Raw genomic sequence first — 16,115 nt, forward strand, 5'->3', positions numbered from 1 at the left:
AGAAAATTACAACAGCGGCACAATCATTAGCGCCACGATATTCATGATCTTGATGAGCGGGTTCACGGCCGGACCAGCAGTATCCTTGTAAGGATCGCCGACTGTATCGCCTGTAACAGCTGCTTTATGCGCTTCCGACCCTTTTCCACCGAAGTGGCCGTCTTCAATATATTTCTTGGCATTATCCCAGGCGCCACCCCCTGCGGTCATCGAAATTGCCACGAAAATGCCTGTGATGATCGCGCCGATCAGTACGCCGCCAAGGGCAACCGGACCCAGCACGAGGCCGACGATCAGGGGAACGGCAACGGGAAGCAGGGAGGGAAGGATCATTTCCTTGATCGCCGCCCTCGTCACCATATCCACCGCACGCGAGTAGTCGGGCTTGGCCGTTCCTTCCATGATCCCGGGGATTTCCTTGAACTGTCGCCGGACTTCCACCACTACCGAACCGGCAGCACGGCCCACGGCTTCCATGGCCATAGCGCCAAACAGGTAGGGAACCATGCCGCCGAGAAACAGGCCGATGATGACCATGTGGTCGGACAAATCAAAATTTACGCTCTTGCCGCCGCTCGCGAGCGCATGGGTGTAGTCGGCGAACAGAACCAGCGCAGCAAGCCCTGCAGAGCCGATCGCGTAGCCCTTGGTCACGGCCTTGGTGGTATTGCCAACGGCATCCAGGGGATCGGTGATGTCGCGTACTTCCGACGGCAAGCCGGCCATTTCGGCGATTCCACCGGCATTATCCGTGATGGGACCGTAGGCATCCAGCGCAACGATGATTCCGGCCATGGAAAGCATCGATGTGGCGGCGATGGCAATGCCATACAGACCTGCCAGTTCGTATGTGATCCAGATGGAAAGACATACGACAATAACTGGCCAGGCAGTCGCCTTCATGGAAATGCCCAGACCGGCAATGACGTTGGTGCCGTGACCGGTGCTGGAAGCTTCGGCAATGGAGCGTACCGGTTTGAATTCAGTTGAAGTGTAGTACTCCGTGATCCAGACCATCGCAGCGGTGAGCGCCAGGCCAACCAGTACAGAGAGGTAAAGATTGGTTGAGGAAACCAGCTTCCCCTCGATCATTACGCCCTCACCGAGCATGATAGTCGTGATGGGATAGTAGGCAATTGCTGCAAGCCCACCGGCGACCGCCAGACCACGATAAAGCGCATTCATGATCTTGCCGCCCTCACGTGCCTTGACGAAGTAACAGCCAATGATGGAAGCAATAATCGAAACGCCGCCCAGTACCAGCGGATAGAGCACCGCGTTCGGCCCCGCGTCGGTGATGAGCAGGCCGCCCAGCAGCATGGTCGCGATAATGGTAACGGCGTAGGTTTCAAACAGGTCCGCAGCCATTCCGGCACAGTCGCCCACATTATCGCCCACGTTGTCAGCGATCACCGCCGGATTTCTCGGATCGTCCTCAGGGATACCGGCTTCCACCTTACCAACCAGGTCCGCGCCAACGTCAGCACCCTTGGTGAAAATTCCGCCGCCGAGACGGGCGAAAATGGAGATCAGCGAGCTGCCGAAGGCAACACCCACCAAAGCATGAGTTGCTTGCGATTCACTTGCGCCCATGCCGATCAGAAGGGCAAAGTAGCCGGCCACGCCCAGCAAACCCAGGCCAACCACCAGCATACCGGTAATGGCCCCCCCCTTGAAGGCAACATCCAGCGCTGCATTGAGACCATGCCGCGCTGCTTCCGCTGTACGTACATTCGCACGCACGGATACGTTCATGCCGATATACCCGGTCAGCCCCGACAAGAATGCGCCCAGAGCAAACCCAACGGCGGTCTGCCAGCCCAGGGCAAGAAAGATTGCTATCAGCAGAATAACACCCACTATGCTGATGGTGGTGTATTGGCGGTTCAGATAAGCCGAGGCACCCTCCTGAATCGCCGTGGCAATATCCCGCATGCGTTCGTTGCCTGCTGGCAACGCTACAATCCACCTTATCGAAACCACTCCGTAGAGGAGTGCCGCCATCGCGCAACCAATTGCGATGATTAAACCAGTACTCATTTAAATCTCCAGTTAAAATGGGCTACGAGGAAACACGTACAAAAATCCAGTCTTGTCGTTTACATAGGCGTTGCGATCGATTGATTATTTGCTGTCGAATATGAGCGCCTGTGAACAATCTGTATGCGCTTCCGGTTACGCCAGGTTAAAGCGGCTCAAAGCGTGAAGCCGCTCAATTTTTTCGGGACCGCCACGTTTTGCAGTCGCACGTAGTCCGGCAGGCCATCCTTGTAGGGTGGATAGTCTTCACCCTCGATGAGCGGTGCCAGATATTCCCGGCACAGGTCGGTGATGCCAAAACCATCCTCGGTGATAAAGTTCTCGGGCATCATTTTTTCGACATTGGCCACCTGAGACAACTGCGCCATGCCTACTTTCCACTGATAGGGCCTGGCAGAAATCCGTTCTATGGTAGGCATCACCGAATTGTGCCCCTGTATCGCGAATTCCACGGCGGCCTGGCCCATGGCGTACGCCTGCTCCACGTCGGTCTTGGACGCGATGTGACGCGCAGCGCGTTGCAGATAGTCCGCCACACCCCAGTGATATTTGAGTCCGAGCCCCTCCTTCACCATGTTCGCCACCACCGGCGCTACTCCTCCCAATTGCGCATGCCCGAAGGCGTCACGTACACCCTGGTCGGAGAGGAATTTGCCGTCATCTCCTTTTACGCCCTCCGATACGACCACCGAGCAGTAGCCGAATTTCTTGACACAACTATCCACCTTGGCGAGGAATTTCTGTTTGTCGAACCTGATTTCGGGGAAGAGAATGATGACGGGAATTTCACGCTCCGGGCTGGACGCGAGACCTCCGGCGGCTGCTATCCAGCCGGCGTGCCGTCCCATTACTTCCAGCACGAACACCTTCGTTGACGTTGCTGACATGCTTGCCACATCGAAGCTGGCTTCAAGCGTGGATACGGCGATGTACTTCGCCACCGAGCCGAAGCCAGGGCAGCAGTCTGTGATGGGAAGGTCGTTATCCACCGTTTTTGGCACATGAATGGCCTGAATGGGATAGCCAAGCGTCCCGGACAGTTGCGATACCTTGAGACATGTATCGGCTGAATCGCCACCGCCGTTATAGAAGAAATAGCCGATGTCATGAGCCCTGAATACTTCGATCAGGCGTTCATATTCCCGCCGGTTCTGTTCAAGGCTTTTCAGTTTGTAGCGGCAGGACCCGAACGCTCCGGAGGGCGTGTACCGCAATGCGCTGATTGCGGCATCGGATTCCTGTCCGGTATCGATCAGGTCCTCGGTAAGCGCGCCAATGATCCCGTTGCGACCCGCATAAATCCTGCCTATCTTTCCGCTTTGCTTGCGGGCGGTTTCAATTACACCGGCTGCGGAAGCGTTGATGACGGCCGTAACGCCGCCGGATTGAGCATAAAAAGCATTTTTTGCTGCCATATTTCTCCCCCGATTATTTAAATCTTCCAACATCTACCGTCAGCGTACGCACGCTTTCTCCCGTGGCGCAACAGTGCCGGCGCCATGCATGCAGACGGCAACGAGGACTACTGCCGCTGCGTATTGCTCTCTTAGCGAATTAAAACGGCGGTGATACCAGGCTTGAGTTCCACCAGGAGTTTGACTGAAGTTATCCCAGCGACGCGAAAATGGCGTCGCGGATTGTTTCCACTGATCCGGCCCCCGTGATTTTCACATACCTGGGAGCATCTTTTTCGCCACTGGCTGACCAGCTGGCGTAGTATTCTACCAATGGTTCGGTCTGGGCGTGATAGATTTCGAGCCGTTTCCGGATCGTTTCCTCTTTATCATCATCACGCTGTATCAGTGGCTCGCCGGTTACATCATCCTTCTCATCGACCCGGGGCGGATTGAATATCAGATGGTAAATGCGCCCCGAGGCAGGATGTACGCGCCGGCCGGAGAGGCGCCTGACAATCTCTTCGTCGGATACATCAATTTCAATGACGAACTGGACAGGCACTTTGGCAGCCTTCATTGCATCCGCTTGCGGGATGGTGCGGGGAAAACCATCAAACAGAAAACCCTTGCTGCAATCCGGCTGTGCAATGCGCGCTTTCACCAGACCGATGATGACGTCATCCGGAACAAGGCCGCCCTCGTCCATGATCTTTTTGGCCATGAGACCCAGCTCGGTGCCTTCCTTGACGGCTGCCCGCAGCATGTCCCCCGTCGATATCTGCGGAATGCCGAAATGTTCCTTGATGAAGCTGGCCTGAGTTCCCTTTCCCGCGCCGGGACCACCCAATAAGACGATTATGATTATTCCTCCTTTTTATAAAGCCCGCTGGCGAGGCGGGAGGCGAGATTCATTTTGTTTTCAAACAAGAGATTATAGCGCAGGCCATCCGCCTCTTGAGCTTTTTGACCCGATTCAGCAATCCAGTTTCTGAAGTTGCTCTTTCAGTTTCCCCAATGTCGCACCGAAACTGGCAAGACGTTCTTTTTCTTGTTCCACCACCTTTGCCGGCGCGCGCGCCACAAAATTACTGTTGGCGAGCTTGGTTTGCGCCTTCTCCATTTCCATCTGAACACGGTCGAGCTCTTTGATCAGCCGTTCACGCTCCGCAGCAATATCAATCTCGATTTTCAGCATCAGCCTGAATTCACCCACGATCGCCACTGGTGCTTCGGCGGGGGGCAGATCCTGTTCGATTTCGACATCCGACAATTTGGCCAGCGCCTTCAGATAGGGAGAAAAGCTGGCGAGTGTTTTTCCGTCGCCTGCGGCCAGAAGCGGTACCTTCGATGCCGGGGAAAGGTTCATTTCGCCCCGCAGTGTGCGGCAGGCGTTGATCATTTCCTTGAGCGCAGCGATATTCCCGGTCGCGGCTTCATCGAATCTGGAGGGATCGGCTTCAGGATAAGGCTGCAACATGATGCTCGCTCCTCGCTTGCCAGCGAGCGGGGCAATGTTCTGCCACAATTCTTCGGTAATAAATGGAATGAGGGGATGGGCAAGCCTTAAAGCCGTTTCCAGGACGCGGGCCAGGGTGCGGCGGGTAGTGCGCTGTACCGCTTCGTTGCCGGAATTCAGCTGTACCTTGGCGAACTCCAGATACCAGTCGCAATACTCATCCCAGACGAATTCGTAGATTTCGCGGGCTGCCATGTCAAAGCGGTAATCCTGATAAGCCTGCGCGACCGCGGTTTCCGCCTGTTGCAGCCGGCTGATGATCCAGCGGTCGGCATCCGAATATTCCAGAGGCGCCGATTCCGCCAGACCGGTATCTTTGCCCTCGCAATTCATGAGCACGTAGCGCGCCGCATTCCAGAGCTTGTTGCAGAAATTCCGGTAGCCTTCGCAGCGCTGCATATCGAACTTGATGTCGCGGCCGTGAGAGGCGAGGCTGGCAAAAGTAAAGCGCAGCGCATCGGCGCCGAACGCCGGGATTCCCTCCGGAAACTGCTTACGCGTGGTTTTTTCGATGGATTCGGCCTGCCGCGGGTTCATGAGACCGCCGGTGCGCTTGGCGATCAGGTCCGGCAGTGCAATGCCGTCGATAAGATCCAGCGGGTCCAGCACATTGCCTCTGGATTTGCTCATCTTATGCCCTTCCGCATCGCGGATGAGGCCGGTGATATATACCTCCCGGAAAGGCACTTTGCCGGTGAAATGCAGGGACATCATCACCATGCGCGCTACCCAGAAAAAAATGATGTCGAAGCCGGTAACCAGAACCGAGGTCGGCAGGAATGTTTCAAGCTCCGGTGTTTTTTCCGGCCAGCCCAATGTGGAGAATGGCCACAGTGCGGATGAAAACCAGGTATCCAGCACATCCTCGTCCTGCAACAGCTTGCGCCCGTCCGCCAGCTGTTGCGCTTCCTCCAGGCTGTGCGCGACAAAGATGTTATTGTCCTCGTCATACCACGCGGGAATCCGATGGCCCCACCATAATTGGCGGGAAATACACCAGTCCTGGATATTTTCGAGCCACTGGTCATACACGTGCGCCCAGTTTTCCGGAATGAATTTCACTTCTCCGTTAGCCACCGCCTCCAGGCCCTGCCTCGCCAGCCCGTTCATGCTGACATACCATTGATCGGTCAGCATCGGTTCAACGACAGCCTGGGTGCGATCACCGCGAGGCACCATCAGCTTGTGCGGTTTTGTTTCAACCAGCAGATTCTGTCCTTCCAGATCGGCGACAATTTTCCTGCGGGCCGCAAAACGATCCAGTCCCTGATACTCGGCGGGTGCCAGGTCATTGATCTTTCCATCCAGGGTAAGAATACCGAGCGGAACGAGTTTGTGCCGCTGTCCTATCTGGTAATCGTTGAAATCATGCGCGGGGGTGATCTTGACGCACCCCGTGCCGAATGCCGGGTCGACATAGGCGTCCGCGATGATGGGTATGCTGCGCTCGCATAATGGCAGGCGCACGTGGCGGCCGATCAGGTGCCGGTAGCGTTCATCGTCGGGATGCACCGCTACCGCCATATCGCCCAGCATGGTTTCCGGGCGGGTAGTGGCAACAATCAGTCCTTCCGGTTTTGCGCCATCCTGATTCCCCCCGGCATCCTTTTCGAAGGGATAAAGAATATGCCAGAGCGATCCTTCTTCTTCTGCCGATACCACTTCGAGGTCGGAAACGGCGGTTTGCAGCACAGGGTCCCAGTTCACCAGGCGTTCCCCGCGGTAGATGAGGCCTTCGTGATAAAGCCGCACGAAAACTTCAGTCACGGCGCGGGAGAGTCCCTCATCCATAGTGAAGCGTTCGCGCGACCAGTCGCAGGAGGCGCCCATACGGCGCATCTGGCGGCTGATGGTGGAGCCGGATTCCTCTTTCCATTCCCACACGCGGGCGAGAAACGCTTCACGTCCCAGATTGCGCCGGTCAATGTTCTGCTGATCCAGTTGGCGTTCCACCACGATCTGGGTGGCAATTCCGGCGTGGTCGGTGCCCGGCTGCCATAATGTGTTATCTCCACGCATGCGGTGATAACGCGTCAGCGCATCCATCAAGGTATGTTGAAAGGCATGCCCCATGTGCAGCGTGCCGGTCACGTTGGGCGGCGGCAGCATGATGCAGTATGCAGGCGCTTGATCGCCCGCAGTCCCCAATGGTCCAGCCCTGAAATAGCCTTCGGCCTCCCAGCGCGAATACCAGCGGCGTTCGATAGTCCGGGGATCAAAGCTTTTTTCGAGTTCCATACTGTCGATCGTTTGGCGGAAAACCCGCAATTATAACGGAAGGCGCAAGGACCGGCAGCGTAGCCCTTGTATGTTAGAAAATAGCATTTAGGGATTGCCAGATCGACTGGCCCAGGCTCTGCATGTCAAGTTCGGGAGAGAGCGAAGATCGACAGTCCCAACTGATTAATTGCCAGTTGCCCAAACCCGAACGGTTGTGAGGTGACAAACCGCATTGAATACAAGGCAGGGATAAGCAATATGGAAATTAAATTTGTGGGAATTGATGTTAGCAAGGCTTGGCTTGATTTTGACTGTTTGCCGCAGAGTGCGCCCCAGCAGTTTAGCAATGATGAGGAAGGCATTGCAGCCCTGGTTGAATTGTTAAGGGGAAGTGGAGTGGAGCGTATTGTGCTGGAAGCAACCGGCGGATATGAAACCAACCTGGCTGCTTGCCTGGCGGCAGCGGGTTTGCCGGTTGTGGTGATCAATCCCAAACGGGTGCGTGACTTTGCCAAAGCAAGCGGTATTCTAGCCAAGACAGATCGGCTTGATGCCCGAGTGCTGGCGCTATTTGGCCAGGTCATTGATCCACCTGTGCGTGCTCTGCCTGATGAAGCGCAACGCGAGCTGGCGGAGCTTCTGGATCGGCGCATGCAACTGGTGGTAATGCGTGCCCAGGAAAAGGCCCGATTGGGAACAGTATTGCCGGTGGCAAAGCGTGATATCAAGGAACACATTGTCTGGCTGGATCGGCGCATTGAAAGATTCGAGCGTGACCTGGATCAGCGGCTGCGTAACTCGGAGGCATGGAAGGAGAAAGTGGAACTGCTGGATTCCATACCAGGCGTGGGCAAGGTAACGATCTTCACCCTGCTTGCCAGACTGCCTGAACTGGGATGCCTCAATCGGGGACAAATTGCTGCTTTGGCTGGCGTAGCCCCCTTCAATGATGACAGCGGCCAGAGGCGTGGACAGCGATACATTCGGGGAGGGTGGTGCGACGTGCATTGCGTGCTGTATATGGCGACTCTGACGGCCAAACGCTGTAACCCGGCAATCAGGCAATTCTTTCAACGCCTGATCGCTTCTGGCAAACCTTTCAAGGTAGCCATGACAGCCTGCATGCGCAAACTCCTGACAACCGTAAATGTGATTATAAAAACTCAAACCCCCTGGAAGAATTTAATCACCCCTTGACACGGTTGCTCTCTCTTGACTGTGCGCCCATCTTGTCCGGTCAGGGGCATTCCGTGAAAGCATTGGGAATCTTCGCATTTTGCAGCCTGTCTCTCTCCCAGCTTCTCTTGAAGATAATCGGGACCGGGAAAACTCGATCACGCTTTCCCCGATTGGCGTGGAGGTCCGTTGATAACTCGCCAAACCTGTGTCTCGGCTTGAGTTTTCGTTACTGCTCAAAATACAACGCTTTGCCATGATTGGATAGACCGATCGGCTCATATACTTTTTGCCTAATGGATTTTAAGCTGAATTGTTGCAATGGCAGGTGGAGAGTGATATGACGCAAAGAGGGGCGCTGCCGGCATGTTTCAGCAAATGGGAGAGTCCCGCATCTCTGAAAACCGTTTCTTGCTGGAGAGAGAATAATGAAAATGACCGGTAATATCAGAATGCAGAGCTTGATCTCGTTGATAGCTTTGAGTCTCGGAGTGTATTTTGCTTCCCCTGCCTCTGCAGATGATACATTTCTCCTGGACTCCAGCGGTAAAGTGCTCTCAGAAATCGGGACGCTGGGAGGATATTGGAGTTTCGACACTGGCATCAATGACAGCGGACAGGTGGTAGGTTGGGGCCAGACGGCCGCAGGTCAATACCACGCTTTCATTACCGGCCCCAATGGTGTGGGCATGACCGATCTTGGGTCATTGGGTGGAGGTGACAGTCAAGAAGCTTATGGCATCAATAATGCCGGTCAGGTGGTGGGGCAGCACTACAGCCACGCCTTCATTACCGGCCCCAATGGCGTGGGCATGACCGATCTCGGGACCTTGGGAGGAAATTACAGTCTCGCCTATGGTATCAATGATTCCGGGCAGGTGGTGGGATGGTCTTGGTCTACCTCAGGTGCTCAGCACCACGCTTTCATTACCGGTCCCAATGGCGTAGGCATGACCGATCTCGGGACCCTGGGTGGGTCCAGTGACGCCTATGGCATCAATGATGCCGGACAGGTGGTGGGAGGGTCCACCACGGCTGCAGGTTATACGCACGCTTTCATCACCGGCCCCAATGGCGTGGGCATGACCGATCTTGGGACGCTGGGGGGAGATTCGAGTTACGCCTCGGGCATCAATGATTCCGGACAGGTGGTAGGTTGGGGCCAGACGACCGCAGGTCAATACCACGCTTTCATTACCGGCCCCAACGGCGTGGGCATGACCGATCTTGGGACGCTGGGGGGAGATTCGAGTTACGCCTCGGGCATCAATGATTCCGGACAGGTGGTGGGATGGTCCACTATGGCCTCAAAGGCTCAGCATGGTTTCATCACCGGCCCCAATGGTATGGGCATGACAGACCTCAATTCGCTGGCTTCGTTGCCGGCCGGATATGGTATAGAGAACGCCATCGGCATCAATAACGCGGGACAGGTCCTCGTTACCGCCCTTATTCCTGAACCCGAGACCTATGCCCTGATGATCGCGGGCCTGGGCTTGATCGGGTTCATGGCATGGCGCCAGAAATCGGGAAACAGAATCCAGTATTGATGCGCCGCCGCTGATCCTAGCCCATTTCACAGGTCAAGCATGAGGAGCCGGAATGGGCGCCTGCTCTCCTCCACTATTGTTTTCGCGCAATGCGAAAATCTTTTCCTCTCTGTTTGTCGCCTGTCACAGGCCATGCCAGCCGCTTTGCCTTCCTGTCATGCCTGTGATCCGCAAAGTCTTGCGGCAGTGGCGCACTTGAATTCCCTTTAAATCGCCTTTGCGCCCACAGGGGCCAGCGCTTCCCACGTCAATTCCCCTCACAACGTCCCTTAGGCGAGGGGCTCACGTCCTCAGTTAATCCGTCAAGGCCGTGAGAGGGGGACGTTATCAGCGTATGCTGGGAGAAGGCGCTGCCTGTCGCACATGAAGGATACGGAACCCCCTTTGCAGGAACCAGGGACAGGATCGAATCCAGCCTGCGGCGTCCTGCTCGATGCTGCTCTTGGCCGACTTCAGGCTTGCGCACTTTGCGGGTCTTGCAATCTGCTTTAATCTCACTTAAAAATAATTGAGATCGGGAAGATTCCGATTGAGGCTTTCCCGGTTGGGGATAACCCTGTTGATAACTCGATAAATCATGTCTCGGCTTGAGTTTTCGTTACTGCTCAAAATACAGTGCTTTACTATGACTGGATAGACCGATCGGCTCATATACTTTTTGCCTGACAGATTTTAAGCTGGATTGTTACAATGGCAGGTGGGAGTCATGTGGCGCGAAGAGGAGCGCTGCTGATATGGGATTGGCAAATGGGAGAGCCCCGCATCTCTGAAAACCATTTACTGGAGAGAGAATGATGAAAATAACCAGTAATTCCAGAATGCAGGGCTTGATCCCGCTGTTGGTCTTAAGTACCGGATTGTGCTTTGTTTCCCCCGCCTCTGCACAGCTACAACGTTTATACATCCTGGATCTCAACAGCAACCGACTGATCACTCTTGTGCCGAGTGGAATGACTGGTAACGCTACTGGCATCAATAACGCTGGACAGGTGGCGTGGTATACCGTCAAGGAATATCGGCAGGCTTTCATCACCGGTCCCAACGGCGCTGGCAGAACCGATCTCAAGACGCTGGGCGGTAGTTCCAGCGCAACCTTTGGCATTAATGATGCCGGGCAGGTGGTAGGGTACTCACAGACAGCCACAGGTAATTTGCATGCTTTTATTACCGGGCCTAACGGCGTGGGCATGACAGACCTGGGGACACTGGGAGAACATGCCAGTTACGCCACCAGCATCAATAACGCTGGCCAGGTGGCGGGGTATACCGTCAAGGAATATCGGCACGCTTTCATCACCGGTCCCAATGGTGCAGGCATGACCCATCTGGGAAGCCTGCCGGATGGACTCACAACTGTTGCTCATGATATCAATGATGCCGGGCAGGTGGTTGGGAGAGGCGTGCGGCACGCTTTCATCACCGGTCCCAACGGTGTGGGGATGACCGATCTCGGGACGCTGGGTGGAGATTACAGTGTCGCCTATGGCGTCAATGATGCCGGGCAGGTGGTGGGAGATTCCAGCACGGCTGCTGGTTTTACGCACGCTTTCATCACCGGCCCCAATGGCGTGGGCATGACCGATCTCGGGACACTGGGTGGAGGCTACAGTATCGCCACTGATATTAACGATACCGGGCAGGTGGTGGGATGGTCCACCATGGCTGCCGGTGACGAGCATGCCTTTATCACCGGTCCCAATGGTGTAGGCATGACAGACCTCAACTCACTGACCTGGTTGCCGCCCGGATATGTTATAACGGGCGCCATCAGCATCAATAACGCGGGACAGGTCATCGTTATTGCCAATATTCCCAAACCCAAGGCCTATATGCTGATATTCGCCGGCCTGGGCCTGGTCGGGTTTCTGGTATGGTGGCAGAAATCGGGAAGCAAAGCCTAGTACCGATGTGCCGCCGCTGATCCTGCCCATTTCCAGGTCAAGCACGACGGGCCGGAATGGACGACTGCTCCACTATCGTTTTCAAAGACCGAACAGGCGCGATTTCAGTGCCTGTATCAGCGCCGTGCGTGCATTCGGATTCAAGGGGGTGCCGGTTTCATTCAGCGCCTCATCCAGAATTTTTTCCAGCAGCACGGTTATATCGGCGGGGGAAAGTGTCGAAGGTGCGGAATGCATGACTTCCGTGAGGGTGGGTATGCTGGCGCCGGACGGGGACTGCCTGGCGGCGACCTCTGTGAGGGTGGGGATATCGTCTGCCCGTGCCTGCTTCGTCGCGATTCCAGACAAACGGGATGAGCCGGCGGTCAAGTGGCTATCGCTGTCAGTCAGTGGCGTGGATGATACGCCCTGGTGCCTGCTCAGCAGTATTTCCAGTTTGTGCAGAATTTTGTCATATTCACCCTGCGAGGCTTTTTTGCTGTTTGTCATTGAAATACCGGCTGATAAAGGGAGGTGGCGGAATTCCGGGAATTGATGCCTGTGGCGTGATTTGATGAGTCGCCAGGCTATACGGAGCTCAGGCGATGATGCCGTATTTCGTAGCCACGATCCTGATAGAACCGGTAGCGTTTCCTTGCCGCCCGGGTATCTTCATCCGTGTTGCCGGCAATTTCAATCAGTCGCCGGAAGCGGCTGAAGAAAGGGGGATTCTCAGGACCCAGGTTGAGCAATACATCATCGTGCGGCGGATTCCTTCCACTATCGCTGAGTATTACCGGCGTGAACTCAGCCAGCTTGTCGCCTGCCTGGCAGTGTGGAATAAAATCAGTTGCAGAGAAAGTCCACAGCAATTTATCGATCTGCTCGACTGTAGCCATGTCAGGCGCGTAAATCATGACCTTGAATCCTTTCCGCGCTGCTGTTGCAACCAGACGGCAGGCGGTATGGAGCCGGTCTCCCCCGCCCGAGTAGAAGTCGATTTCTGTCATTCCTTCGATTTACGCCGGCCCTTGCGGCTGCCGGCCTCGCCGGTGTTACCGGATTGTCTGGTAGCACGGCTGATCAGAAACTGGGTGAGCAGCGGTACCGGGCGTCCGGTTGCGCCTTTTTCCTTGCCGGATTTCCACGCCGTGCCGGCGATGTCAAGGTGCGCCCATCGATATTTCTTAGTGAAACGAGACAGGAAACAGGCGGCGGTAATGGTTCCCGCAGCGCGGCCCCCGATGTTGGCCATATCGGCGAAATTACTTTTCAACTGTTCCTGGTATTCATCGAACAGCGGTAGACGCCACGCACGATCCACGGATCGCTCGGAGGCATTCAATAACTCCTGAGCCAACTCTTCATCGTTGCCAAGCAGACCCGAGGCAACGTGACCGAGCGCTATGACACAAGCCCCGGTCAGAGTAGCAATATTGATGACCGATTCCGGCTCGTAGCGCTCCGCGTAGGCCAGCGCATCGCATAGGATCAGCCTGCCTTCGGCATCCGTATTGAGAATTTCTATGGTTTGCCCCGACATGCTGGTAACAACATCGCCCGGTTTGGTGGCATTGCCACCGGGCATGTTTTCGGTGGCCGGAATAATGCCGACCACGTTGATTGGAAGACCCATTTTTGCTACTGCGTCAATGGTGCCGAACACGCTTGCAGCGCCGCACATGTCGTATTTCATTTCATCCATTTCCGCGGCGGGCTTGAGGGAAATGCCGCCGGTATCGAAGGTGACGCCCTTTCCTACCAGCACAACAGGTTTTTCCTTCTTCGCCCCTCCCCAATATTCCAGAGCAATCAGCTTGGGAGGCTGGCGGCTGCCGCGAGCCACGGCCAGCAATGCGCCCATGCCAAGATTCTCCATATCCTTTTGCTCCAGCACCGTCACCTTGAGCTTGTAGGTCTTGGCCATATCCATGGCCTGCTCCGCAAGATAGGTCGGGGTGCAGATATTAGGCGCAAGATTGCCCAGATCCTTGGCCAGGCTCATGCCATCGGCTATGGCCAGTCCTTGCTGCAGAGCCTCCTCACTGGCGGCCTGTTCCTCCTGGGTGAGCGGCTTGATAATACCGAGAGTAATTTTGTGCAGCTTCGGTTCGGCTTCCTCGACCTTGCTTTTCAGTCGGTCGAAGCGGTACATGCTCTCCAGTCCACCGACCGCGATTTGCAGGACTTTCCAGGAGAGATCGCGGTTTTTTACGGGCGCTTCCAGCAGAAACAGGGTGGCATCGGCAGCGCCGGTGTCAGATAGCGCCTTGAACACTGCGCGTACTGCATCGCGGTATCCCTTGTCGCCGAGTTCCTGCTCTTTGCCAAGCCCCACCAGCAATACGCGCTCGCAGGCGCTGTTGGGCACATTATGGAGCATCAGCGTCGAGCCTGCTTTGCCCTTCATATCCCCCCGGCCCAGGATGCCGGTAATGTAGCCGTTTGCGGATTTGTCCAGGGCTTCGGCAGCAGGGGTTAATTTTTGTTGTTCGAAAATGCCTGCAACCACACAGGCACTGCGCTGTTTCTCGGGTGTTCCGTTCTTTATATTAAATTTCACAGCTTGCTCCTCGATTCAAGGCTTGCGGGCAGATTGTTCAAACCGGATAATGCTTCGATTATCGCCGGACTATTCGCATAAAGTCAAAGCAGATACGGGACCGTTTCAAAAAAATCTCGTAATGGAATTCTTGTTCACCCTGCACTGCGGCTGCAACGGTGAGCGGCAGTGTCGGAGTTGTCGGAGCGATGGGAGAGGAATGGATGATCAGACAGCAGTCGATACGGCGGGTGAAGCCGCCAGAAGATTATCAGGCCAAGCTTGCCGCGCCGTTTGCCGTGCTCGGCCTTCGCACGGACGAAGACTGGCTGACAGATATAGAATACCTGCCGCCGGATACGCCCACTCTCGCTCCGCAAAATCCTCTCGCCAGGGAAGTATGTAATCAATTACAGGCATACCTTGCCGATCCTGGTTTCGCGTTCGACTTGTCATTACACATTGGCGGGACGATTCATCAACGCCGTGTCTGGCAAGCCATCCAGGATATTCCGGCTGGTGCAACGCGCAGTTATGCCGCTATCGCAATGGAGTTGCATTCCGCCCCGCGCGCAGTGGGGCAGGCCTGCGGAGCCAACCGGTTGCCCATCGTTATTCCCTGTCATCGTGTTATCGCCAAAAGCGGGGGCCTTGGAGGTTTCATGAACGCCAGCGATGGATTGCCGCTCGCCATTAAGCGCTGGCTATTGCAGCATGAGGGTATCTGAGCAGAACGCGGAACTGCTCGATGAATTCTGCGATGCGCTGTGGCTGGAAGATGGGCTCTCGCGCAATACAATGGAGAGCTATCGCAGCGATCTGGAGCAGTTCGGTGATTGGTTCGCCCGACAGAAACCGGGCGATAGCAGTTTCCTGATAGTCACGCATTCCGATCTGCTGGGATTCATGGCGGTGAGGTTTTCCGCTGGAATCAAGGCCAGCACCACCAGCCGCGAGCTCTCGAGTCTAAAGCGGTTTTACCGCTTTCTATTGCGCCAGGGAAAGATCAATGCAGATCCCACCCTCAATATCGATACACCCAGGATTCCTCGCAGTCTGCCGGTGAGCTTGACCGAGGCTGACGTGGAAGCCCTCCTTGGCGCACCCGATGTGAACCTTCCGTTGGGATTGCGGGATCGCGCCATGCTCGAGGTGCTCTATGCCAGCGGCCTCCGGGTTTCAGAGCTTGTAAGCCTGGAAAGCGGACAGATCAGCTTGGACATGGGCGTGGTGCGCATCATGGGGAAGGGCGGAAAAGAGCGCCTGACGCCGCTGGGGGAAGAGGCGCTGGAATGGGTGATTCGCTACCTCAAGGAAATCCGCCCTGGCCTGCTGGATGGAAAATCGAGTAATGCGCTGTTCGTCACTTACCGCGGCGCAGGCATGACTCGTCAGGCTTTCTGGTATCTGATCAAACGCTATGCGCGGCAGGCCGGTATCACGAAGCAGTTGTCGCCGCATGGATTGCGTCATGCCTTTGCGACTCATCTGCTCAATCATGGGGCCGATTTGCGTGTGGTGCAACTGCTGCTCGGCCATGCGGACATTTCAACCACGCAGATATACACTCATGTCGCACGCGAAAGATTGAAAAGAATCCACGAAATGCATCATCCGAGAGGGTGAGGCAAAATTTTACGGGCCGAAATCCCGATCGAAGAAAATTGTTTTCCCCTCTACAAGAAACAAGCCATGTTGACATAGGGTGATCCTTGGCTCAGTCAGGCCAGATCGCCGGAAAGCGGGTAAGGCTCAAGATTGAATTGCATCTGCCGTTGAATCTGGTTGTACCTC

At 55.6% G+C, this 16,115-nt stretch carries 12 protein-coding genes; 5 read left to right on the forward strand and 7 right to left on the reverse strand.

Annotation, left to right across the window (positions count from 1 at the left end; genetic code table 11):
- Nucleotides 1-6: 6 nt before the first annotated feature.
- From ACZ5BW_RS03925 to ACZ5BW_RS03940, 4 genes are all read right to left on the reverse strand, one after another.
- Entirely contained in the window at nucleotides 7-2,040 is a 2,034-nt protein-coding gene (locus ACZ5BW_RS03925) for a sodium-translocating pyrophosphatase (RefSeq protein WP_464542743.1), read from the reverse strand.
- A gap of 155 nt (nucleotides 2,041-2,195) precedes the next feature.
- Nucleotides 2,196-3,455: a 6-phosphofructokinase gene (locus tag ACZ5BW_RS03930; protein WP_464542745.1), complete on the reverse strand. Its 1,260-nt coding sequence runs from the start codon at nucleotides 3,453-3,455 to the stop codon at nucleotides 2,196-2,198.
- Nucleotides 3,456-3,645: 190 nt separating this feature from the next.
- Nucleotides 3,646-4,299, reverse strand: coding sequence for an adenylate kinase (gene adk, locus ACZ5BW_RS03935; protein WP_464543647.1), 654 nt, complete (start codon nucleotides 4,297-4,299; stop codon nucleotides 3,646-3,648).
- 111 nt (nucleotides 4,300-4,410) lie between these two features.
- Nucleotides 4,411-7,191, reverse strand: a complete 2,781-nt coding sequence (locus ACZ5BW_RS03940) for a valine--tRNA ligase (RefSeq protein WP_464542747.1) — start codon at nucleotides 7,189-7,191, stop codon at nucleotides 4,411-4,413.
- Nucleotides 7,192-7,431: 240 nt separating this feature from the next.
- On the opposite strand from ACZ5BW_RS03940, the gene ACZ5BW_RS03945 reads away from it, so the two are divergent.
- The 3 genes from ACZ5BW_RS03945 to ACZ5BW_RS03955 all read left to right on the forward strand — a co-directional run bounded on the left by ACZ5BW_RS03945 (nucleotide 7,432) and on the right by ACZ5BW_RS03955 (nucleotide 11,800).
- Nucleotides 7,432-8,370 (forward strand): IS110 family RNA-guided transposase, encoded by a 939-nt coding sequence (locus ACZ5BW_RS03945; protein WP_464542750.1) that lies wholly within the window; start codon nucleotides 7,432-7,434, stop codon nucleotides 8,368-8,370.
- A 407-nt stretch (nucleotides 8,371-8,777) separates the two neighbouring features.
- Nucleotides 8,778-9,899 (forward strand): PEP-CTERM sorting domain-containing protein, encoded by a 1,122-nt coding sequence (locus tag ACZ5BW_RS03950; protein ID WP_464542752.1) that lies wholly within the window; start codon nucleotides 8,778-8,780, stop codon nucleotides 9,897-9,899.
- A 791-nt stretch (nucleotides 9,900-10,690) separates the two neighbouring features.
- A complete protein-coding gene (locus tag ACZ5BW_RS03955) occupies nucleotides 10,691-11,800 on the forward strand; it encodes an HAF repeat-containing protein (RefSeq protein ID WP_464542754.1) in 1,110 nt (369 codons plus the stop codon).
- An 81-nt stretch (nucleotides 11,801-11,881) separates the two neighbouring features.
- On the opposite strand, the gene ACZ5BW_RS03960 is transcribed toward ACZ5BW_RS03955, so the two are convergent.
- The 3 genes from ACZ5BW_RS03960 to ACZ5BW_RS03970 all read right to left on the reverse strand — a co-directional run bounded on the left by ACZ5BW_RS03960 (nucleotide 11,882) and on the right by ACZ5BW_RS03970 (nucleotide 14,342).
- Nucleotides 11,882-12,289, reverse strand: a complete 408-nt coding sequence (locus ACZ5BW_RS03960) for a hypothetical protein (RefSeq protein WP_464542756.1) — start codon at nucleotides 12,287-12,289, stop codon at nucleotides 11,882-11,884.
- A 77-nt stretch (nucleotides 12,290-12,366) separates the two neighbouring features.
- Nucleotides 12,367-12,789 carry a DNA polymerase III subunit chi gene (locus ACZ5BW_RS03965; RefSeq protein ID WP_464542758.1) on the reverse strand — a complete coding sequence of 141 codons (423 nt, stop codon included), beginning with the start codon at nucleotides 12,787-12,789 and terminating at the stop codon, nucleotides 12,367-12,369.
- Nucleotides 12,786-14,342 carry a leucyl aminopeptidase gene (locus ACZ5BW_RS03970; protein ID WP_464542760.1) on the reverse strand — a complete coding sequence of 519 codons (1,557 nt, stop codon included), beginning with the start codon at nucleotides 14,340-14,342 and terminating at the stop codon, nucleotides 12,786-12,788. The genes ACZ5BW_RS03965 and ACZ5BW_RS03970 overlap by 4 nt, the downstream gene beginning before the upstream one ends.
- 203 nt (nucleotides 14,343-14,545) lie before the next feature.
- Between ACZ5BW_RS03970 and ACZ5BW_RS03975 the strand changes: the two genes are divergently transcribed.
- Together ACZ5BW_RS03975 and xerD are read left to right on the forward strand one after the other, a co-directional pair.
- Nucleotides 14,546-15,049, forward strand: coding sequence for a methylated-DNA--[protein]-cysteine S-methyltransferase (locus ACZ5BW_RS03975; protein WP_464542762.1), 504 nt, complete (start codon nucleotides 14,546-14,548; stop codon nucleotides 15,047-15,049).
- Nucleotides 15,036-15,947, forward strand: a complete 912-nt coding sequence (xerD, locus tag ACZ5BW_RS03980) for a site-specific tyrosine recombinase XerD (RefSeq protein WP_464542764.1) — start codon at nucleotides 15,036-15,038, stop codon at nucleotides 15,945-15,947. Before ACZ5BW_RS03975 ends, xerD begins: the two co-directional genes overlap by 14 nt.
- The last annotated feature ends 168 nt before the right edge of the window (nucleotides 15,948-16,115 follow it).

Source organism: Nitrosospira sp. TNL300 (genome assembly GCF_055385915.1).

Coding starts and splice junctions, on each gene's coding strand:
- ACZ5BW_RS03925 (WP_464542743.1), bottom strand. CDS start 2,040: ATGAGTACTGGTTTAATCATCGCAATTGGTTGCGCGATGGCGGCACTC.
- ACZ5BW_RS03930 (WP_464542745.1), bottom strand. CDS start 3,455: ATGGCAGCAAAAAATGCTTTTTATGCTCAATCCGGCGGCGTTACGGCC.
- ACZ5BW_RS03940 (WP_464542747.1), bottom strand. CDS start 7,191: ATGGAACTCGAAAAAAGCTTTGATCCCCGGACTATCGAACGCCGCTGG.
- ACZ5BW_RS03945 (WP_464542750.1), top strand. CDS start 7,432: ATGGAAATTAAATTTGTGGGAATTGATGTTAGCAAGGCTTGGCTTGAT.
- ACZ5BW_RS03950 (WP_464542752.1), top strand. CDS start 8,778: ATGAAAATGACCGGTAATATCAGAATGCAGAGCTTGATCTCGTTGATA.
- ACZ5BW_RS03955 (WP_464542754.1), top strand. CDS start 10,691: ATGATGAAAATAACCAGTAATTCCAGAATGCAGGGCTTGATCCCGCTG.
- ACZ5BW_RS03960 (WP_464542756.1), bottom strand. CDS start 12,289: ATGACAAACAGCAAAAAAGCCTCGCAGGGTGAATATGACAAAATTCTG.
- ACZ5BW_RS03965 (WP_464542758.1), bottom strand. CDS start 12,789: ATGACAGAAATCGACTTCTACTCGGGCGGGGGAGACCGGCTCCATACC.
- ACZ5BW_RS03975 (WP_464542762.1), top strand. CDS start 14,546: ATGATCAGACAGCAGTCGATACGGCGGGTGAAGCCGCCAGAAGATTAT.
- xerD (WP_464542764.1), top strand. CDS start 15,036: ATGAGGGTATCTGAGCAGAACGCGGAACTGCTCGATGAATTCTGCGAT.